This window comes from Paucihalobacter sp., assembly GCF_036825875.1.
In the GTDB taxonomy this organism is placed as follows: Bacteria; Bacteroidota; Bacteroidia; order Flavobacteriales; family Flavobacteriaceae; genus Paucihalobacter.
Window position 1 is genome coordinate 45,594 of record NZ_DAISXK010000005.1, and the last position, 19,259, is coordinate 64,852.

Genomic DNA, 19,259 nt, shown 5'->3' on the forward strand with positions numbered 1-19,259 from the left:
AATGGCATATTACAACTATATCAAAGCATTGCACCTCATATTTATAGTAACCTGGTTTGCTGGACTTTTTTATATTCCAAGGCTCTTTGTTTACCAAATTGAAGCGTTCTATAAAGCTTCCCCCGAAAAAGAAATACTAGGCGAACAATTAAAACTGATGGCAAAACGCTTGTGGTATATTATTACTTGGCCATCTGCGGTCTTGGCAACACTTTTTGCAGTTTGGTTACTAATCTTACGACCAGATTTGTTGCAGCAACCGTGGATGCACGTCAAGCTGGCATTTGTTTTGTTGCTTTTTATTTATCACTATCAAACTCATGTTTACTTTAACCAATTGCAAAAAGATGTAGTGAAAAAAACCTCTTCATTTATGCGCTTGTGGAACGAGGGCGCTACTTTTATTTTATTTGCTGTGATATTTTTGGCACTTTTAAAAAATGCCATCAACTGGATTTTTGGAGTAATTGGATTAGTAGTTTTAGCCCTACTAATTATGTTAGGATTTAAAGTTTATAAAAGTATTAGGGCTAAAAACCCAAAGGCTTGAGGCTGGCATAATACTTGACACCTCTCAAAGTGTTTAGTAATAGTATTGTTTGTAACGGTAAAATGTATGAAATTAAAAAAAGTATCACTTAGGCTTAGAATATTTATAGGAATGATAACCTTGGTTTTACTAGCCTCTATTCTTATTGCTTTGGTGACTATTTATCAATACAACGAAGAAGCTCAAGACTACCACCGCGAACGTTTAGAAAGAAAAGAAATCGCTATTACCGAGCATATTGATTTTGTTTTGCGTGACCGACAGACAACTTACGAAATAACCACACAAAACATCCCAAGAATTTTCAAAGAAAAAATATTTGAAATTGCTGAAATACATGGTATGCAAATTAATCTTTATGATTTAGAAGGCGATTTACTTATCAGTTCTAGAGGTGCATTTGCAATGGATTCCATTGTGAGGTGTCTTGATCCCGAAGTGTTGAATGCCGTTTCTCAAAATTTCCAGCATCGATTCGTCAATAAAACCATTAGTAACAAGGTAACTTATCAATCTTCTTATTCATTTATTACCGATAACAAGTTTAAACCCTTAGCAATTTTAAATTTACCGTATCTTGAAAATGATGAATTTTTAAATAAAGAGCTCAACGAGTTCCTTTTGCGTCTAGGGTTTGCCTATTCTATTATGATTTTGGTTGCCATTGCTTTTGCTTTTATCTTATCGAGATTTATCACCAAATCGTTAAAAACGGTAAGTGATAAAATGGCAAAAACCCGTCTTGAATATCGCAATGAAAAAATTGATATTCAAGACACCAGTCAAGAAATAGAAACGCTGGTTACTGCCTATAATAGCATGATTGACGAATTGGAAGAAAGCGCCGTTAAATTAGCCACCAGTGAAAGAGAACAAGCTTGGCGAGAAATGGCTAAACAAGTGGCTCATGAAATTAAAAATCCTTTAACACCCATGCGCTTGAGTATTCAAAGTTTTGAGCGCAAGTTCGATCCTCAAGACGAAAATATTAAACAAAAGCTAAATGAGTTTTCTAAAACACTCATTCAGCAAATAGATACAATGAGTTCTATTGCATCTGCTTTTTCAACCTTTGCTAAAATGCCAGCACAGAAAAATGAAACCTTAAATGTGGTTGAAATAACAAAACTGGCTTTAGATATTTTTAATGAGGATTACATCTCATTTATTTCCGAACAAGACAAGATTATTGCTAAATTTGATAGAACCCAACTTATCAGAGTTGTGACGAATTTGGTTAAAAATGGTATTCAAGCAATACCTGAAGACCAAGAAAATAAACGCATTGTAGTAGATATTACAAAAGATGAATTCAATGTAATTATCTCAGTTTCGGATAATGGTATAGGAATAGCCGAAGCGCATAAAACAAAAGTATTTGAACCAAAATTTACAACCAAATCAAGCGGTATGGGATTAGGATTGGCCATGGTTAAAAATATCGTAGAAACTTATAATGGAACAATTTCTTTCACCTCCAATCCAGGCCGAGGCACCATTTTTAAGGTATCATTCCTTAAAGTTTAAAAACAAAAATTAAAACAAAAATTAAATTATGAGTTATAACAACATACTATCGGAACATGACAATGGAATCACAACCATTACCATAAACAGACCTAATAAATTAAATGCACTCAATAAAGCTACAATTGAGGAATTACACCAAGCATTTAAGGAGGCAGATAATGATAAAAAAGTAAAAGTCATTATAATTACAGGAAGCGGTGAAAAAGCTTTTGTGGCTGGTGCAGACATTAGCGAGTTTGCAGATTTCAGTATTGAAAACGGTGGAAAATTAGCCGCAAAAGGTCAAGAATTATTATTCGATTTTGTTGAAAATCTGTCTACACCGGTTATTGCTGCGGTTAATGGTTTTGCACTTGGCGGTGGACTAGAATTGGCAATGGCTTGTCATTTCAGAGTTGCCAGCAACAATGCTAAAATGGGATTGCCCGAAGTATCCTTAGGCGTCATTCCTGGTTATGGTGGTACCCAACGACTTCCTCAATTAGTTGGAAAAGGGCGTGCTATGGAATTAATTATGACGGCAGGCATGATAGACGCCAACCAAGCTTTAAGTTATGGATTGGTAAATCATATAACCACTATTGAAGAGTTATTGTCATTTTGTAAAGGAATTGCCAACAAAATAATGCGCAATTCATCGGTCGCGATTGCAGCTGCCATTAAAGCCGTAAATGCCGGATTTAAGGATGGTGTGGATGGATACAAAGCTGAAATAATAGCTTTTGGCGATAGTTTTGGCACAGAAGATTTTAAAGAAGGTACATCCGCATTTTTGGAAAAACGCAAAGCCGACTTTCCAGGTAAATAAAAACTAGATTCTTTATTAAATTTATACAAAAAAGTGAGCCCTAAAGCTCACTTTTTTCACTAATAGATAACTAATATAAACAGAAACTATAATTTAAATTTTTCGGTATAAACTCTGCCGTTAGATGTCATCACTGCTGCGTAATCACCTCTTTCGGTTCTGTCTAATTTATAGGCTCGTTTTAAAATAGGATTTTCAGAAGATATTATTTCGGAATGAATTAACTCGTTTTCATAGTAAAGTTCAACCTTCATCTTATTACTGTCCAGACCAACTTTTGAAATTAAAATTTTTGCATCTTCTTTTTGGAATATTGGTTTGTAAATGGTTTGAACATCTTTGTCAAAAAATTCAACGCCCTGTTCTGTAACTTTGAAAGAAGTTATTTCAATTTGAAATTTTGTATCAATTTCAAGTGTGTACGTACCTTTCTCTAATTGCGAATAATCAAATAGCGCTTTAGCATCACCCTTATAATTTACAGTGCTAAGTTGAACCACAGTACCCGATGCATCTTTAATTACAACTGAGATATTGTTTATGTCGTTATTAGTGATTTTATTTTCAACTAATACATTGCTTGTGTAACTAGATAAAGTTCCGAACATTACAGCTACAATTAAAAGTTTTTTTATCATTGTTTTCATTGTTTTTTATTATTACTAATTTCTGGTACAAACTTAGTCTAGGATTACCTGTTAAAAAACATGTATATTGGCATGTATGTGTACATAATTAACCAACAGGAAATAAATATTAGATATTAAAGTTAATATAGAATATAATTACGGTAATTCATTATAGTTTTTCTTTTTAATTAGCCGTAAATTTGTATAAGATATGACAGCGAGAAAACCTATATTAGAAAAGATTAGTCCGGAGTTTGGAAGCTCTTTAAGAGTTAAAAAACATGAGGCCTATATTGGTGAAAACAAACCATTTTGGCATTTTCATCCGGAGGTTGAATTGGTTTATGTGAACAAAGGCCAAGGTAAAAGACATATCGGAAGTCATTTGTCGTATTTTAACAATAGTCAATTATTACTTATTGGCGCTAATTTGCCACATAACGGTTTTACAGATCGCTTAACAATTAACGGTTCAGAAACGCTGGTGCAGTTTAGACCAGAGTTTTTAGGGGAACATTTCTTCGATATTCCTGAAATGGGTTCTATTAAAAAATTATTTGAACGCTCAAAAAATGGCATTCTATTCGGTGTAAAGACAAAACTTAAATTAGGAAAAAAAATTGAAAAATTAGCCGAAAAAGAAGGTTTTAAAAAAATATTGATATTGTTAGAAGTACTTCACGACTTGTCAAAGGCCGAAGATTATATCATATTAAATGCCGATGGATTCGCCTTTGAAACAGAGCCGCAAGACAGCGCCAAGATCGACATTATATTTAAACACGTAAACGCCAATTTTAAATCGCATATCAGCTTAGACGAGATTGCCGATAAGGTTAGTATGACAGTCCCAGCATTCTGTCGCTATTTTAAAAAGGTTACCGGTAAAACCTTTACTAAATTGGTTAATGAATATAGAGTAGTGCATGCAACTAAGCTGCTTTCAGAAAGTAAAATGAGTATTACGGAAGTTTGTTTTGAATGTGGCTTTAATAATTTTTCTCATTTTAATAAGTTGTTTAAAGAGTTTACAGGTAAAAGCGCATCTAAATATAGAGGCGAATTAAAAATGATTGTACAATAACACACCAATAAAAGCTATGGCAAAGAAAAATAAAATTCAAATAGCACTTGAATATTACACTAAAAAGGGAGAAGAAATATTGAAAACTGTAAATAGCAGAAACGATTTAACAGCAGATGAGATTATCCATTTTGGCGAAGAAATGGCGATTCTGGAATACAAAATGACTGCCTTAGAAGTGGCTAAAGAAAGTTAACACTTTTTACCTTTCGCCATCCCATTCGGCATAAAACTGCTCGAGATATTGCTCCATAAACTTGTGCCGTTGTTGCGCAATGCGTTTTCCTGTTCGCGTGTTCATTTTATCTTTAAGAAGCAATAATTTTTCGTAAAAGTGATTAATTGTTGGCGCCGTTGAGGATTTGTATTCGGCTTTGGTCATTTTTAGATTTGGTTTGATGCTTGGATCAAATAAACCTCTGTTTTTAAATCCTCCATAATTAAAAGCACGCGCAATACCAATAGCACCAATGGCATCTAATCTGTCAGCATCCTGAACAACCTGAAGTTCTATCGAGTTAAACGATTGGCCATTCTCAAAACTATTCTTAAACGACATGTGCTTAATAATGTTTACCACATGTTCAATAACACTGCTGTCTAAATTGTGCTTAAATAAAAATTGTCTTGCCATATCTGGCCCAATTGTTTCATTACCATCGTAAAATTTACTATCAGCAATATCATGAAGTAAAGCACCAAGCTGCACAATAAGCAAGTCAACCGTTTCGTTTTCAGCGATAAGTATAGAATTATTAAAGACCCTCAAGGTGTGAAACCAATCGTGACCGCCTTCGGCATTTGTTAAAACCGATTTTACGTAGGTCTTGGTGGCTTTTAGTATTTCAATATCATTCATTTGTTATTGCTGAAGTTATTTCGGTTTCAATTATAGTAACTAATTCTTCATGATTAGAAAAATTAGAAAGCTTTTTTGGCTGGTGAACTTTAAATTTAATGTGCGCACCAAGTCCCATAGGAAATTTTCCAAATCGCAATGTTTTCCACGAATTATTAATGGTGATAGGCACCACAGTGGCACTTGGTATGTTTTCAAAAAGCGTTAGAAGTCCTTTTTTCTGAAAGGGTTTTGGTGCCCCAGTCCGGCTGCGCGTTCCTTCAGGAAAAATAACAGCGGCTCTTTTAGTGGTTTCAATATAGGTTGCAAAATTTTTGATAGCAGTAACAGCTTGTTGTGGTTTTTTCCTATCTATTAAAACAGAACCACCGTGACGTAAATTGAAAGAAACACTTGGGATACCTTTACCTAATTCAACCTTGCTGATAAACTTAGGATGGTATTTTCGCATATACCAGATCAAAGGTGGGATATCGTACATGCTTTGATGGTTCGCGACAATAATTATAGGTTGATTGTTTTCGATAATGAAATTATTTTCAAATGAAAACCTAGTTCCTAAAACATTTAAACTCCGCATGATAAAAAACTGAAGCCATTCTACACTTCGCTTGTGAGCTTTGTAACCGAGCAAGTTTAAACAAAACCACTGTACTGGGTGAAATATTACCAAGGTTAAGCCAAAGCATATTAAATACAATGGTGTTAAAACGTATGAAATAAGTTTTTGCATGGTGTAAAAATAAAAAAACCACGCTTTGTGCGTGGCTTTCATTTACGAAATTATACTGATTTAACAGTGTTGATTGTAAGCATCAACTAAATTTTCGGCAATCATTTCTGCTGGTCGGCCTTCAATGTGATGTCTTTCTAACATGTGAACCAATTCACCATCTTTAAACAAAGCCATACTTGGCGAGCTTGGAGGAAATGGAACCATATGAGCTCTAGCTACATCTGTTGCTTCGCGATCTACACCTGCAAAAACGGTAACTAAATTATCTGGTTTCTTTGAGTTTTGTAAACTTATGCGCGCACCTGGTCTGGCGTTGGCAGCGGCGCAACCACAAACTGAATTTACTACAACCAAAGTAGTACCTTTCTTCGATAATGCCTGATTTACAGCTTCGGCGGAATGTAATTCTTCAAAACCCACGCTAGTTAAATCTTCGCGCATTGGTTTTACTAATTCTGGTGGATACATATATTTTGTATTTATGTGAAAATTAAGTCACAAAGTTACAAAACTTGATATAATTTAAGTCGAAATTATAATGAGATTAACTATTTAATTTTGAAGTTTGTTTGATCCAAAATTTTTAACCTAACAAAGTTATTCGTCTAAAATAATTACATTGATATCGTTACCTTTGCATTTCTTTTTAATTAAACACATTTTATTTTGATTCGTTGGATTGCTGTTATCATAGGTTTTATATTTTTTAGATTTCCTGGTGCTATCATAGGTTTTTTATTGGGAAGTTTGCTAGAAGGATTTCAAAAAAACAGGCAAAATCCATTTTCTGGTAATGCTAAAGTTTCACCTGCCGATTTTGAACTTAATTTACTATCGCTAGCATCTATTGTTATTAAAGCAGATGGCAATGTTAGCGAACAAGAAATGCGATTTGTTCAAAATTACTTCGTTCAAGCTTATGGTAAAGACCATGCCAATGCAACATTTAGAACCTTTAATGAGGTTGTAAAAAATCGAGAAATATCAGCCCTTAAAATTTGTGAATTTTTACGAATTAGAACCCGCTATGAGTCGCGTTTACAAATTATCCATTTTCTTTTTAGTATCGCGCAAGCCGATGGTTTGGTGTCGCAACCAGAGGTTGAAAAGATTAAAGAAATCGCCAATTATCTCTCTATTGGGGTGCGTGATTTTGAAAGTATAAAGGCCATGTTCTTTAAAAATCCAGATAGCGCCTATAAAATTCTAGAAATTGACAAAGGCGCCACTGCAAACGAAATTAAGTCGGCTTACAGAACAATGGCTAAAAAATATCATCCTGATAAACTACAACACATGGATGAAGCCTATCGAAAGGGAGCAGAGGAGAAGTTTAGAAAAGTTCAGGAAGCTTATGAGCAATTGCAAAAGGAGTTAAATTTTAAGTAATTTTTTTAACTAAGACAAATGTCGTATATTTGAGGACATATGTTTTAGTAATGAATAATTTTGAAACTCATATCAATTCGGTAAATGAAGCTGCGACACTTTATGTTAAAACTTTCACGCAGTTGGACGTTGCCAAAAGTTTTGGTTTGCAGGATTTACTAGACGATAAATTAATGCTCATCAAAGCCATTAGAAAGGGCATTCCGTTTACGCTTTTCAACGAAATAAAAAATATCACGCCATTTTCCGATGATGATTGGGCCGAAATTCTTAGCGTATCCACCAAATCATTACAGCGTTACAAACAAAAGAAAGATTTTTTGTTCAAACCCATTCATTCCGAAAAAATTATTGAAATAGCTGAGGTGTCATTAGTAGGAAATGTAGTTTTTGGAGATAGTTCCAAATTTAAACTTTGGCTCAACACACCTAGTTATGCGCTTGGTAACATGTTGCCTATTGAGTTACTTAAAGATTCCTATGGTAAGGAGATGGTACTCGCCGAACTCCACCGAATAGACCACGGAATTTTTGCCTAATGATTGTTTATAGGTTATCTAGAAAGAAATATGCCAATGAATTGTCAGGCAAAGGTGCCGCATTATTTGGTAATCGTTGGAATTCAAAAGGGGTTGAAATGATTTACACTTCTGAAAGTCGGGCACTTGCTATGGCTGAGGTCGCTGTTCATTTAACTTTAGCTACTTTGCCAAATGATTTCGTGTTGCTAGAAATATTGATTCCGGACAAGCTTTCAATTTTAGAATTCAGCCCCAAAGAATTATCTAAAAACTGGAATGCATTTCCGCACCATCCCGAAACGCAGCTTGCTGGAGATCAATTCATAAGAGACAATCATTTTGCTGTGATGAAAGTACCTTCGGCGGTGGTTCAAGGAGATTTTAATTATATAATAAATCCTTACCATTCCCAATTTAAGCTGATTAAAATTGCTGCTCAACTTCCATTTTTATTTGACCAACGATTGTTTAAATCATCCTAAAAACTAAATCTTAGCATCGTTAAAATAGACCTTCCTGGATTCGGAATTTCAAACGCTCTCAATATGGATAAGTGATCTACATAAGTAGTGTTTAATAGATTGTTGGTCGAAATACTGGCTGTTAGGTTTTTGTTGCCCCAACTAAAATCTTTTGTTACACCTAGGTTTAATAAAGTATAAGCAGGTGTTTCAATTTCATTAAATCCAGGTCTGTTTTGTTTTGAAAAATGTGTGAGCGTGGTTTCAATTTGAGTTGATTTTATAAATTTAGGCCTATAATTTAAACCTAAACTATAATTATCGGCAGGGATGAAGGTCAGATTTTCGTCAGATTCACTCAAAGTGCCGCGCACCAAGGCTGCGGTTGAGTTGATTGAAATATCCTCGTTAAACTTATAATGAATAGACAGTTCTGTACCGTAAAGCTGTGCATTTTCTTGCTGAAATTCCCAGATTTGTAGGCCGTCCTCAGGTTGGGTTTCACCAGTATTGATAAAGAAAATATAATTTGAAATGGTATTGAAGTAAACCGAGGTTCCCAATGAAAATCTCGAAATTTCTAAGGCATAACTAATATCTGTTTGAAAACTTTGTTCACGTTCAAAACTCGCATTCCCAACCTCGAATCTGCTGGTTCCGGGATGTGGTCCGTTCGAGAACAACTCAGCCAAATCTGGCGCTCTAAATCCTGAGGATAGATTTACCTTGATGTTTTGAAATTCAGATATATCATAAGTTGCACCTAAAGACCCAGTAAGTCCGCCGAAATTCGAACTAAGTTGTCTGTTTTCTGGATTTCCGGGTAAAATAAATCCATAATTGACGAGCAATGGACGGTCGGCAAGGGCCGTGACTTTTCGGTAATCCAATCTAATTCCTGCTTGAAAGTATAGCTTATTAAATTGTTTGCTTCCTAAATAATATGCGCCAATATCAAAAGTGTTTGCATCGGGAATTAATATTTCTTGAGCTGAATTTTTATTAAGCATTCTAATAAAGCTTGATTGAAATCCGAAGGTGTGTTTAAAATTTTGTTTCGGAATTAAAGATATTCTACCAGAAATAAAGCTGTGATTTTGGTTAATTCCAAGATCGACCGAATCAAAACTTTCTTCTATTTCGCTGCGATCGTTAAAGTGATGTGAGATATGAAAATAGGTTTGAAACTTTTCGTGAAAACTTTCTTGTGAATAAGAAATTAAATAATCTTTTACTTCTTGAAAAGGCAACTGCATGCTGCGATCGTTTCTGCTAGTTGCCAATGATACCTCTAATTCATCATCGCTAATGATTCCCAAATTTTGGTTGAGATAGGTAAAAGACAACTTGTTTTTAAAATTAGTCTTATCTAAACCGGCGTGAATTCTGAAATTTTGATTGTTAAATCTGCTATTGCCGGTAATTCTGCCGTTGCCATCTTTATAATCGGCATGAGTTTCAAGGGCTGCTTCTAAAGCAAAAAACATATGGTTGTTGAACCGCTTTCCAAAACTGGCAAATGTTTTATTGCCATTTGAAACACTATTAAACGAACTTCCAATATTTCCAGTCAATTTGTTGTGATTCAAGTAGGATTCATCGTCTTTGATTAGTAAAACACCACCAACTGCACCAGAACCGTACAGGATGGACGCTGGACCTTTTATAACGTCAACTTTAGACACCCCTAAATTGTTAAGTCCCAAGCCATGGTCCTGACCCCATTGGTGATTTTCAAGTTTGTTATTTTGAAAAATGGTAACCACCCTCGAAAATCCAAGTCCTCTTATAAAAGGTTTCACAATGCCCGTACCTAAAGTAGCACCGCTAATCCCAGGTAAATCCGTGAGTGAGGCCGCCAAACCTCCAGTGTTTAATTGTCTAGTTATAGTTTTCATATCCAGATCAGTTACCGAATATGGAGTTTTTTTGGTTAAACCTGTTTGTTTGTCAATAATTACGATGGCATCAAGTGATTCAATGTCTTTAATGAGTTCGATGTTTAGTCGTTTATATTTTTTAGATTCGGAATTAAAGTCTATGGGAAGTATTCTTTTTTGATAGCCAATCGATGAAATCACCAAGTTGAAGACAGCCTCCGAGGATTCAATCTTAAATGTGCCATCGGATTCTGCAATTGTACCTATGGTAGTATTTTCAATGTAAATGGACGCGAAAGCAACGGCTTCATTGTTAGAAACAATCTGACCTTCAATAATGAATTGGGAATAATGAGTAAAGTAACTAAGGCACCCAATAAAAACCAGAAAATATTTATTTGAAAAGCACATGCTGTTTTAATAATTTATTTAGGCAAATATATAAATAAATTTAGACAAGGCTAAAAATGTATTTTATATTGTTTAAAAATGTATTTTTGTGACCATAAAGTATACAGATTTATGTTTAGTGATTCAGAAGAAAATTATTTAAAAACAATATTTCATCTAGAAAGACAATTTAAAGATGGCGTTTCTACCAATGCAATCGCCGACCAGATGCAAACCAAAGCATCGTCTGTTACTGATATGATGAAACGATTATCAGATAAAAATTTAGTTAACTACGTGAAATATCAAGGCGTAACATTATGTGATAAAGGAAGAATCGCCGCTGCAGCAATCATCAGAAAACACAGGTTGTGGGAAGTTTTTTTGGTTGAAAAATTAGAATTTAGTTGGGATGAAGTTCATGAGGTTGCTGAACAATTGGAGCATATTGAATCTGAACAACTCATAGATAAGCTTGATAAAATGCTCAACTATCCCAAATTTGATCCCCATGGCGATCCTATTCCAAATAAAGATGGAAATTTTCCAATTAGAGATAAAGTTTTATTAAGTGATTTAAGAGTTGGTTCCAAAGGGATATGTATTGGTGTGAAGGATACTTCATCCTCTTTTTTAAAGTATTTGGATAAAAATGGCATCGCCTTAGGAAAGTCTATTCAAGTATTGGAAAAGGAAGATTTTGATCATTCACAAAAAATAAAAATAGAAAATGAGGTGCTGCAAGTATCTCAGCAAATTGCATCAAATTTATATATTAAAACCACCCATTAATTATGGATAGTATTTTAGATTTTTTCGAAAACATAAATCCGGTTTATGGCGCTTTAGTGGCAGGTTTATTCACTTGGATTTTGACAGCACTAGGCGCGTCGCTAGTGTTTTTTGTAAAAGGTATGAATCGTGCATTACTTGACGGAATGCTTGGATTTACAGGTGGTGTTATGGTAGCAGCTAGTTTTTGGAGTTTGCTAGCGCCAGGTATTGCCATGAGTCCTGGCGAAGGTTTTGTAAAAGTAATCCCAGCAGTAGTTGGTTTTGCGCTTGGTGCTTTGTTCATTTTTGGCTTAGATAAAATTTTACCACATTTACATATCAACTTTAAAGAAACGGAAAAAGAAGGTGTTAAAACACCTTGGCATAGAACGACCTTATTAGTATTGGCCATAACCTTGCACAATATTCCTGAAGGATTAGCTGTGGGTGTTTTATTTGGTGGTGTTGCCTTGGGTATGCCAGAAGCGACTATAGGTGGTGCAGTTGCCTTAGCACTTGGAATTGGAATTCAGAATTTTCCTGAAGGCTTGGCCGTGTCTATGCCTTTAAGACGTCATGGCGTTAGTAAATTCAAAAGTTTTTGGTTTGGTCAAATGTCAGCTATTGTTGAACCTATCGCAGCAGTAATTGGAGCTGTAGCGGTTACATTTTTCACTCCGTTGTTACCTTATGCATTGTCTTTTGCAGCGGGTGCTATGATTTTTGTAGTGGTTGAAGAAGTGATTCCAGAAACCCAGCGAGATAAATATACCGATATCGCCACATTGGGCTTTATTGGCGGATTTATTATTATGATGACTTTAGACGTTGGTCTTGGATAGCATTAATCACAACCGCAATTGCCACTACCGCAAGATTTTGCAGCCTTTTTCTTTGAAGTAAAAACAAAACGTTTCAGCAAGAATACAATTGCTGCTACAAGCGTGAGTACGACTAATATGGTTTGTATTGTGTGATTCATAAGTATTTATTTTAATAGCTGATAAGCAATCAGCGATATAATATAAGCAATAATTGTCATACCTGCTAATTGAATCATAGGCCATTTCCAGCTATTAGTTTCTCGTTTTACAATGGCTAAGGTGCTCATGCATTGCATTGCAAAAGCATAAAACAATAACAGTGAAATTCCAGTTGCAAAATTAAACACTTTAGTGCCATCGCTATTTACTTCGGCAGCCATACGTTTTTTAATGGTGCTTTCTTCGTCGGCATCGCTGCTTCCTACGCTGTAAATGGTAGCAAGTGTTCCAATAAAAACCTCTCTTGCTGCAAAGGAAGTAGCAATACCAATTCCTATTTTCCAATCGTAACCTAAAGGTCTAATAACAGGTTCAATGGCTTTTCCAACGTAACCTATATAAGAATGCTCTAATTTGTGTGCAGCAACTTTTTGGTCAATTTCGTCATAATCAACATTTGGAAATTCCGTTTGAACAATAGTTTCGGCATCATTAAATTGCTCATTTGGACCATAAGATGCCAACACCCAAAGAATAATTGAAATGGCCAGAATAATTTTACCAGCCTCAAAAACAAAGGCCTTAGTTTTTTCTAGAACAGTTAATGCAACGTTTTTAGGAAGTGGCATTTTATAGTTTGGCATTTCAACCACAAAAAACGACTTGTGCTTTATTTTTAATATTTTATTAAGCGCATACGCCGAAATAATTGCCATGGCAAATCCTAAAAAATATAGAAGCATTAAGGTTAAGGCTTGGTAGTTAAGACCGATAAATCGGCCTTGCGGAATTACCAATGCAATAATAATTAGATACACCGGTAATCGTGCAGAACATGTCATAAACGGAGTTACCAAGATGGTAATAAGTCGTTCTTTCCAACTTTCAATGTTACGTGTTGCCATAATTGCTGGAATCGCGCAGGCAGTTCCAGAAATAAGTGGCACAACACTTTTACCGCTAAGCCCAAAACGACGCATAACTCTATCCATTAAAAACACAACGCGACTCATATAGCCGCTTTCTTCAAGAATTGAAATAAACAGAAAAAGAAACGCAATTTGTGGAATAAATATCACAATACCACCAATACCAGCAATAATACCTTCGGACAACAGATCCGTGAAAACGCCTGGTGGTAAGGTGTTTTGAACCCATTCTGATAAAGCTGCGAAACTTTCGTCTATAAAATCCATGGGCACGGTTGCCCAATCGTAAATGGCCTGAAAAATTGTAAGTAGAATTACAAAAAATATAACATACCCAAACACTTTGTGGGTTAAAATTCTATCAGCTTTGTAACGTAAATCAGTGGCTTTACTTGTGTCGATTGTTAATCCTATTTTAAGAACAGCGTTGATGAACTGGTAACGTTTTATGGTCTCTTTTTGCTGAAGTACTTTAAGTTCTATTTTAGATTTCACTTGGAAATCACCTACGTCAAATTGGTTTCTTTCAATTTTCCCAAAGTTCGCATCCTGCGAAATAACTACCCATAGCTTGTATAGGTTTTGATTGGGAAAGGTTTTTCGCAAACTTTCAAAATACGCAACATCTATAGTTGAAGTGTCTAGACAACCTTCCGTAGAAAGTGATTTATAATCGTAAATAAGTTCTTTTAGATTGTCAATGCCAATATTTTTGCGTGTGGAAACAAGTGCGATTTTGGTTTTAAGTTCGACTTCTAAAATATCAATGTCTAATGAAATTCCTCGACGCTTCATTCTATCCGACATATTAATTACCAAGATAGTTGGAATCTGAAGGTCTTTAATTTGAGTGAATAGTAGTAAATTTCGCTTTAGATTTTCGACATCAGTTACCACAACAGCAACATCAGGAAAATCTTTATCATTCTTATTTAAAAGGAGTTCAATCACCACATTCTCATCAAAAGAAGAAGCGTTTAAACTGTAAGTCCCAGGTAAATCAATAATATGCGCCTTAACGCCACGTGGCAATTTGCAGATTCCTTCTTTTTTTTCAACCGTAATTCCCGGATAGTTTCCAACTTTTTGGTTTAAACCTGTAAGGGAATTGAAAACGGAAGTTTTTCCGGTGTTGGGATTGCCAATAAGTGCGACATTAATTTGTTTAGCCATTGGTAATCTTTATAATGATGTGTTCTGCAGTTTCTTTTCTAATGGCAACATGCGAATCGTTAATATTAAGATACATCGGGTCAGAGAAGGGCGCAACTTGTAGTAATTCAACGAAATTCCCTGGTAAACAACCCATTTCTAACAATTTTAGAGGAATATTGTTTGAGGAGACATCGATAATAATAGCTTTTTCGCCTTTTTTGAGTTCTGCCAGTGTTACTTTCAAAGCTTATTTAGATTCATTTTAAAAAAGCAAAAGTAAACTAAATAAATTATAAGCAAAAGAAATTGGACTGTTAAACCTATACCAAAATTGGTTTATCTATTCGGCTTTTAAAGTTTTAATATCTTCTAAAAGTGTTTTAATTTCTTCAGGATTGGTGCCATCGTAAAATCCTCGTATTTGTCTTTTTTTATCGATGAGCATAAAGTTTTCGGTATGAATCATATCAAACTCGCCACCGTCTCCATCATCTAAAACAGCAAGATAACTTTTTCTTGCTAGGTTGTAGATTTCTTTTTTATCACCCGTTACTAAATTCCATTTTTTATCATTGACACCCTTTTCTACAGCATATTTTTTTAGTTGTGCAACGCAATCTATTTCAGGTGTTACAGAGTGTGATAATAACATGACATCGTCATCATTTAAAATTTCTTTTTGAATTTGAACCATGTGATCCGTCATGGCTATACAAATAGTTGGGCAAGTGGTGAAGAAAAAATCGGCCACATAAATTTTATTTTCGTAATCCTTCTGTGTGACGGTTTTAGCATTTTGATTTGTCAAACTAAAATCGGCAATCTTGTGGTATTTTTTTTGGTGTTGAATGGTGCTATCGACCAATTCAGCTGTCACCATTGATGGCTGATAAATTGGTAAGACTTTTTTCGGTTTTAAGATGTTGTAAAAAATGCTAATAATTATGATGGAAATTATGAGTAAAGCAATGGCGAAGTTTTTATAGGCTTTAAAAAACTGTAACATATAGAGGTTTTGAGTGAAAAATCGAAAATTTATACAAAAATACGACTTGATAGGAATAAAAATCCTAATTTTAAAGTTAAAAAGAAAAAGCTATGCGTATTTATATTAACCTTTTAGCACTTTGGAGCGTGGCTATCTTGTTTGCGCAAAAGCCATTAACCATTTCAGAATCGATTGTTGAGGTTGAAGCCAAATCGGCCTCTCAATTGTTGAATTACCGAGCAAATCTCAATACTGGAAATTACGATGTAAAATACCACCGTTTGTACTTAAATATTGATCCTGTACAAATAGGAATGTCAGGAGCAGTTACCACTTATTTTGAAGCTAAGAGTGATTTAAATGAAGTTGTGTTTGATCTTACTAGTAACATGATAGTATCATCAGTTACCCAAAGAGAAAATGAATTAACTTTTACTCAAAACGCTGATGATGAATTGCGTATAAATTTACCTGAAGTTTTGAATCAAGGTGTATTAGACTCATTAACAGTACATTATTCTGGAAATCCTATAAGTTCGGGATTTGGCTCGTATGAGCAAACTACCCATGCTGGTGTTCCCATTGTTTGGACACTTTCTGAGCCTTATGGCGCCAAAGCTTGGTGGCCATGTAAGCAAGATTTAATAGACAAGGCCGATTCTGTGGATGTGTATTTAAATACTCCCAGGTTTACACCAGGGAATGAAGATTATGTGGCCGTTTCAAATGGCGTTGAATTGAGTCAAGTTATTCAAGGCAATAACAAAGTAACGCGATTTAAGCACCGCTATCCAATTCCAGCTTATTTAATTGCTATCGCCATCACCAATTATACTATTTATAATGATGTGGTTCCAAACAATGGTGAACCGTTTGATATTGTTAATTATGTCTTTCCCGAAAGCCTCGCAACAGCGCAAGCTAGCACACCAGTTACTGTTGATATTATGAATTATTTTGTCGACATTTTTGAACCGTATCCGTACGCAGACGAAAAATATGGTCACGCACAATTTGGATGGGGTGGCGGTATGGAGCATACAACAGTGTCGTTTATGGGAAATTTTTCGAGAGAATTAATAACCCACGAGTTGGCTCATCAATGGTTTGGCAACAAAGTTACCTGCGGAAGCTGGCAAGACATTTGGCTTAACGAAGGGTTTGCCACGTATCTATACGGCTTGGTAATTGAAGAATTTGATGGTAATACTGCTTTCAGTACATGGAAACAACAGCGAAACAATTTTATAACCTCACAACCCGATGGTTCGGTGTATTTGAAACCCCAAGACACTACAAGTATTAATAGAATTTTCAGCAGTAGATTAAGTTATAATAAAGCTGCTATGGTGCTGCATATGCTGCGAAAGAAAATGGGAGATGCTAATTTTTTCCAAGGCTTAAGAGATTATCTGGCACATCCCGATTTAGCATTTGACTACGCCAAAACAGCCGATTTTATTCCGATTATGGAATCGGCCAGTAATCAAGACTTAACAGAGTTTTTTAACGATTGGCTGTTTAATGAAGGTCACCCTAGTTTTGAAGTACTTTGGAACCAACCTCAGGAAGATGAAGTGCAAATCAGTTTATCTCAAACGCAAAGTCATCCGTCGGTTGATTTCTTTGAGGTGGATGTGCCGTTGCGATTAATCGGAACGCAAGGCGAAATTTTAGATCTGATACGCAGCAATACCACCAATAATCAATTGTTTGTTGAAACCGTTAATTTTGAAGTCTCTGAAATTATTTTCGATCCTAATTTCGATGTTTTGTCGCGTAATAATACTGTTTCTTTAAGCATCAACGATATGAATTTAGAAACAGAAATTTTACTGTATCCCAATCCTACTACTGGTATATTAACTATTCAAAAGCCTGAATCGGTAATTATTGAACGTATAAGAATACACAATGTGCTAGGCCAGTTAGTAATGGATGTACCTTATTATGAAACAAATTTGGATTTGAGTGCGCTTAAGTCTGGGATGTATTTTGTTGAATTTTCGAACGCTCATACCTGGGTTAATAAAACGGTGTTAAAAAAATAGCGATAAGCTGTACTTGTGTTTTCTAAATGCCTTTAAAAGGTTACTTTTGCAACTTAATTTTATGAAAAACATTACATGGAATTTGTAATTAAGATTTCACAGTTTTTATTGAGTTTGTCGCTGTTAATTGTGCTTCATGAATTGGGGCATTTTATACCAGCCAAACTTTTCAAAACTAAGGTTGAAAAGTTTTATTTATTTTTTGACGTCAAATACTCTCTTTTCAAAAAGAAAATAGGCGAAACTGTATATGGTATCGGTTGGCTTCCGCTTGGTGGTTATGTAAAAATAGCTGGGATGATAGACGAGAGCATGGATAAAGAGCAAATGGCACAACCACCAAAGCCTTGGGAATTCAGATCAAAACCAGCTTGGCAACGCTTAATCATAATGCTCGGTGGTGTAACGGTTAATTTCATATTGGCTTATATCATCTATGTTTTTGCCTCCTTTGCTTATGGCGATATCGATATTTCAACTGAAAGCGTTACCGATGGATATTTCGTAAGAAATGAAATACTCACAGATTTAGGTGTTAAAACTGGAGACAAAGTTTTAGCCATCAACGGCGAAAAAGTCACCACAGTTTACGGTATTCGAAAACAACTTATTGCTGCTGAAGTTATCACCATCGAAAACAACGAAGGTATTAAAGATATAACGCTGCCAGAAGATTTTCTAGGCCAACTTAGCGGTAGTGACGACCGTTCGTTTTTTGAACTTCGTTTTCCATTTGTTATTGCCCAAGTTGCAGATTCTTCCTTAAATAAAGCAGTTGACTTAAAAGAACGCGATATTATCACTTCCATTAATGGCGAACCATTGAAGTATTTTGATGAAATTGAAGAGAGATTAAAGCCGCTAGCAAATCAAACCATCGAGGTTGAAATATTAAGAGATAAACAAACACTCATTCGCGATTTAAAGGTGAATAGTGATGGTAAATTAGGAATTTTTCCTGGCGGGAATTTAACCGATTTAGAAAACGTTGGTTACTATAAAATTATCAGAAAAGAATACGGTTTTGTAGAAAGCTTTGGTGTAGGTCTAACTAAATTTGTAGACCAAATTGCAGGTTACGGTGTACAATTAAAAAAGATTTTCACACCAAGCACAGGAGCTTACAAAGGTGTTGGCGGATTTAAAGCCATTTACGATATATTCCCAGATACATGGAGTTGGGAGTTTTTCTGGAGTATAACTGCTTTTTTGTCAATCATGTTGGGTGTTCTTAACTTATTACCTATACCAGCCTTAGATGGCGGACACGTCATGTTTTTACTCTATGAAATGATCTCTGGCAGAAAACCAAGTGAGAAGTTTTTGGAACACGCTCAAGTTGTTGGATTTTTTATACTTATAGCATTAGTGGTTTTCGCAAATGGTAATGATATTTTTAAGGCAATTTTTAGGTAGTATTTTTACTTGTTTAATTTGTTGGCCATAAAAAAATAATATATATTTGCGCTCGCAAAAGCGAAAAAACAGTCCTCCTTAGCTCAGTTGGTTAGAGCATCTGACTGTTAATCAGAGGGTCCTTGG

At 35.1% G+C, this 19,259-nt stretch carries 21 protein-coding genes and 1 tRNA gene (1 of these 22 only partly in view); 13 read left to right on the forward strand and 9 right to left on the reverse strand.

Features of this window, described 5'->3' with window-relative positions:
- The first annotated feature begins 1 nt into the window (after position 1).
- From V7Z48_RS02680 to V7Z48_RS02690, 3 genes are all read left to right on the forward strand, one after another.
- Entirely contained in the window at positions 2-550 is a 549-nt protein-coding gene (locus V7Z48_RS02680; RefSeq protein ID WP_334111848.1) for a CopD family protein, read from the forward strand.
- A gap of 66 nt (positions 551-616) precedes the next feature.
- Positions 617-2,077 (forward strand): sensor histidine kinase, encoded by a 1,461-nt coding sequence (locus V7Z48_RS02685; RefSeq protein ID WP_334111849.1) that lies wholly within the window; start codon positions 617-619, stop codon positions 2,075-2,077.
- 28 nt (positions 2,078-2,105) lie between these two features.
- Positions 2,106-2,888, forward strand: coding sequence for an enoyl-CoA hydratase/isomerase family protein (locus V7Z48_RS02690; RefSeq protein ID WP_334111850.1), 783 nt, complete (start codon positions 2,106-2,108; stop codon positions 2,886-2,888).
- 86 nt (positions 2,889-2,974) lie between these two features.
- On the opposite strand, the gene V7Z48_RS02695 is transcribed toward V7Z48_RS02690, so the two are convergent.
- Positions 2,975-3,526, reverse strand: a complete 552-nt coding sequence (locus V7Z48_RS02695) for a hypothetical protein (RefSeq protein ID WP_334111851.1) — start codon at positions 3,524-3,526, stop codon at positions 2,975-2,977.
- 202 nt (positions 3,527-3,728) lie between these two features.
- Here V7Z48_RS02695 and V7Z48_RS02700 point away from each other — a divergent pair, with 202 nt between their 5' ends.
- Together V7Z48_RS02700 and V7Z48_RS02705 are read left to right on the forward strand one after the other, a co-directional pair.
- Positions 3,729-4,601, forward strand: coding sequence for an AraC family transcriptional regulator (locus V7Z48_RS02700; RefSeq protein ID WP_334111852.1), 873 nt, complete (start codon positions 3,729-3,731; stop codon positions 4,599-4,601).
- 16 nt (positions 4,602-4,617) lie between these two features.
- Positions 4,618-4,797, forward strand: coding sequence for a hypothetical protein (locus V7Z48_RS02705; RefSeq protein ID WP_334111853.1), 180 nt, complete (start codon positions 4,618-4,620; stop codon positions 4,795-4,797).
- Between the two features lie 6 nt (positions 4,798-4,803).
- Here V7Z48_RS02705 and V7Z48_RS02710 read toward each other — a convergent pair whose 3' ends face one another.
- From V7Z48_RS02710 to V7Z48_RS02720, 3 genes are read right to left on the reverse strand one after another with little or no spacing between them, the layout of a single operon-like run.
- Complete coding sequence (locus V7Z48_RS02710; protein WP_334111854.1) at positions 4,804-5,460, reverse strand: HD domain-containing protein; 657 nt, start codon at positions 5,458-5,460, stop codon at positions 4,804-4,806.
- Positions 5,453-6,193, reverse strand: a complete 741-nt coding sequence (locus tag V7Z48_RS02715) for a lysophospholipid acyltransferase family protein (RefSeq protein ID WP_334111895.1) — start codon at positions 6,191-6,193, stop codon at positions 5,453-5,455. The genes V7Z48_RS02710 and V7Z48_RS02715 overlap by 8 nt, the downstream gene beginning before the upstream one ends.
- A 60-nt stretch (positions 6,194-6,253) precedes the next feature.
- The gene (locus V7Z48_RS02720) at positions 6,254-6,664 is read right to left on the reverse strand and encodes a BrxA/BrxB family bacilliredoxin (RefSeq protein ID WP_334111855.1); all 411 of its coding nucleotides are present in this window, start codon (positions 6,662-6,664) and stop codon (positions 6,254-6,256) included.
- Between the two features lie 198 nt (positions 6,665-6,862).
- Here V7Z48_RS02720 and V7Z48_RS02725 point away from each other — a divergent pair, with 198 nt between their 5' ends.
- Genes V7Z48_RS02725 through V7Z48_RS02735 form a run of 3 tightly spaced genes read left to right on the forward strand, consistent with a single transcriptional unit; the run spans position 6,863 to position 8,588 of the window.
- Positions 6,863-7,585, forward strand: coding sequence for a TerB family tellurite resistance protein (locus V7Z48_RS02725; protein ID WP_334111856.1), 723 nt, complete (start codon positions 6,863-6,865; stop codon positions 7,583-7,585).
- 50 nt (positions 7,586-7,635) lie between these two features.
- Entirely contained in the window at positions 7,636-8,124 is a 489-nt protein-coding gene (gene parS, locus V7Z48_RS02730) for a type II RES/Xre toxin-antitoxin system antitoxin (RefSeq protein ID WP_334111857.1), read from the forward strand.
- Positions 8,124-8,588, forward strand: coding sequence for an RES family NAD+ phosphorylase (locus V7Z48_RS02735; protein WP_334111858.1), 465 nt, complete (start codon positions 8,124-8,126; stop codon positions 8,586-8,588). The genes parS and V7Z48_RS02735 overlap by 1 nt, the downstream gene beginning before the upstream one ends.
- Here the strand turns inward: V7Z48_RS02735 and V7Z48_RS02740 are convergent.
- On the reverse strand, positions 8,585-10,858 hold the full coding sequence (locus tag V7Z48_RS02740) for a TonB-dependent receptor (protein WP_334111859.1): 2,274 nt from the start codon (positions 10,856-10,858) through the stop codon (positions 8,585-8,587). The genes V7Z48_RS02735 and V7Z48_RS02740 overlap by 4 nt on opposite strands.
- Positions 10,859-10,969: 111 nt before the next feature.
- On the opposite strand from V7Z48_RS02740, the gene V7Z48_RS02745 reads away from it, so the two are divergent.
- The gene (locus V7Z48_RS02745; RefSeq protein ID WP_334111860.1) at positions 10,970-11,629 is read left to right on the forward strand and encodes a metal-dependent transcriptional regulator; all 660 of its coding nucleotides are present in this window, start codon (positions 10,970-10,972) and stop codon (positions 11,627-11,629) included.
- A 2-nt stretch (positions 11,630-11,631) separates the two neighbouring features.
- Positions 11,632-12,453, forward strand: coding sequence for a ZIP family metal transporter (locus V7Z48_RS02750; protein WP_334111861.1), 822 nt, complete (start codon positions 11,632-11,634; stop codon positions 12,451-12,453).
- Positions 12,454-12,455: 2 nt separating this feature from the next.
- On the opposite strand, the gene V7Z48_RS02755 is transcribed toward V7Z48_RS02750, so the two are convergent.
- The 4 genes from V7Z48_RS02755 to V7Z48_RS02770 all read right to left on the reverse strand — a co-directional run bounded on the left by V7Z48_RS02755 (position 12,456) and on the right by V7Z48_RS02770 (position 15,684).
- Positions 12,456-12,593, reverse strand: a complete 138-nt coding sequence (locus tag V7Z48_RS02755; RefSeq protein WP_334111862.1) for a FeoB-associated Cys-rich membrane protein — start codon at positions 12,591-12,593, stop codon at positions 12,456-12,458.
- A 6-nt stretch (positions 12,594-12,599) separates the two neighbouring features.
- Complete coding sequence (gene feoB / locus V7Z48_RS02760) at positions 12,600-14,696, reverse strand: ferrous iron transport protein B (RefSeq protein ID WP_334111863.1); 2,097 nt, start codon at positions 14,694-14,696, stop codon at positions 12,600-12,602.
- On the reverse strand, positions 14,689-14,922 hold the full coding sequence (locus V7Z48_RS02765) for a FeoA family protein (RefSeq protein ID WP_334111864.1): 234 nt from the start codon (positions 14,920-14,922) through the stop codon (positions 14,689-14,691). The genes feoB and V7Z48_RS02765 overlap by 8 nt, the downstream gene beginning before the upstream one ends.
- A 96-nt stretch (positions 14,923-15,018) precedes the next feature.
- Complete coding sequence (locus V7Z48_RS02770; protein WP_334111865.1) at positions 15,019-15,684, reverse strand: SCO family protein; 666 nt, start codon at positions 15,682-15,684, stop codon at positions 15,019-15,021.
- A gap of 92 nt (positions 15,685-15,776) precedes the next feature.
- Here V7Z48_RS02770 and V7Z48_RS02775 point away from each other — a divergent pair, with 92 nt between their 5' ends.
- From V7Z48_RS02775 to V7Z48_RS02785, 3 genes are all read left to right on the forward strand, one after another.
- Positions 15,777-17,717 (forward strand): M1 family aminopeptidase, encoded by a 1,941-nt coding sequence (locus V7Z48_RS02775; RefSeq protein WP_334111866.1) that lies wholly within the window; start codon positions 15,777-15,779, stop codon positions 17,715-17,717.
- Between the two features lie 75 nt (positions 17,718-17,792).
- Entirely contained in the window at positions 17,793-19,133 is a 1,341-nt protein-coding gene (gene rseP / locus V7Z48_RS02780; protein ID WP_334111867.1) for an RIP metalloprotease RseP, read from the forward strand.
- A gap of 80 nt (positions 19,134-19,213) precedes the next feature.
- Positions 19,214-19,259: transfer RNA gene (locus tag V7Z48_RS02785), tRNA-Asn, on the forward strand (it continues 60 nt past the right edge of the window).

What these genes read in the sequence shown, in the direction of transcription:
- V7Z48_RS02680 (WP_334111848.1), top strand. Translation starts at nt 2, where the DNA reads ATGGCATATTACAACTATATCAAAGCATTGCACCTCATATTTATAGTA.
- V7Z48_RS02685 (WP_334111849.1), top strand. Translation starts at nt 617, where the DNA reads ATGAAATTAAAAAAAGTATCACTTAGGCTTAGAATATTTATAGGAATG.
- V7Z48_RS02690 (WP_334111850.1), top strand. Translation starts at nt 2,106, where the DNA reads ATGAGTTATAACAACATACTATCGGAACATGACAATGGAATCACAACC.
- V7Z48_RS02695 (WP_334111851.1), bottom strand. Translation starts at nt 3,526, where the DNA reads ATGATAAAAAAACTTTTAATTGTAGCTGTAATGTTCGGAACTTTATCT.
- V7Z48_RS02700 (WP_334111852.1), top strand. Translation starts at nt 3,729, where the DNA reads ATGACAGCGAGAAAACCTATATTAGAAAAGATTAGTCCGGAGTTTGGA.
- V7Z48_RS02705 (WP_334111853.1), top strand. Translation starts at nt 4,618, where the DNA reads ATGGCAAAGAAAAATAAAATTCAAATAGCACTTGAATATTACACTAAA.
- V7Z48_RS02710 (WP_334111854.1), bottom strand. Translation starts at nt 5,460, where the DNA reads ATGAATGATATTGAAATACTAAAAGCCACCAAGACCTACGTAAAATCG.
- V7Z48_RS02715 (WP_334111895.1), bottom strand. Translation starts at nt 6,193, where the DNA reads ATGCAAAAACTTATTTCATACGTTTTAACACCATTGTATTTAATATGC.
- V7Z48_RS02720 (WP_334111855.1), bottom strand. Translation starts at nt 6,664, where the DNA reads ATGTATCCACCAGAATTAGTAAAACCAATGCGCGAAGATTTAACTAGC.
- parS (WP_334111857.1), top strand. Translation starts at nt 7,636, where the DNA reads ATGAATAATTTTGAAACTCATATCAATTCGGTAAATGAAGCTGCGACA.
- V7Z48_RS02735 (WP_334111858.1), top strand. Translation starts at nt 8,124, where the DNA reads ATGATTGTTTATAGGTTATCTAGAAAGAAATATGCCAATGAATTGTCA.
- V7Z48_RS02740 (WP_334111859.1), bottom strand. Translation starts at nt 10,858, where the DNA reads ATGTGCTTTTCAAATAAATATTTTCTGGTTTTTATTGGGTGCCTTAGT.
- V7Z48_RS02745 (WP_334111860.1), top strand. Translation starts at nt 10,970, where the DNA reads ATGTTTAGTGATTCAGAAGAAAATTATTTAAAAACAATATTTCATCTA.
- V7Z48_RS02750 (WP_334111861.1), top strand. Translation starts at nt 11,632, where the DNA reads ATGGATAGTATTTTAGATTTTTTCGAAAACATAAATCCGGTTTATGGC.
- V7Z48_RS02755 (WP_334111862.1), bottom strand. Translation starts at nt 12,593, where the DNA reads ATGAATCACACAATACAAACCATATTAGTCGTACTCACGCTTGTAGCA.
- feoB (WP_334111863.1), bottom strand. Translation starts at nt 14,696, where the DNA reads ATGGCTAAACAAATTAATGTCGCACTTATTGGCAATCCCAACACCGGA.
- V7Z48_RS02770 (WP_334111865.1), bottom strand. Translation starts at nt 15,684, where the DNA reads ATGTTACAGTTTTTTAAAGCCTATAAAAACTTCGCCATTGCTTTACTC.
- V7Z48_RS02775 (WP_334111866.1), top strand. Translation starts at nt 15,777, where the DNA reads ATGCGTATTTATATTAACCTTTTAGCACTTTGGAGCGTGGCTATCTTG.
- rseP (WP_334111867.1), top strand. Translation starts at nt 17,793, where the DNA reads ATGGAATTTGTAATTAAGATTTCACAGTTTTTATTGAGTTTGTCGCTG.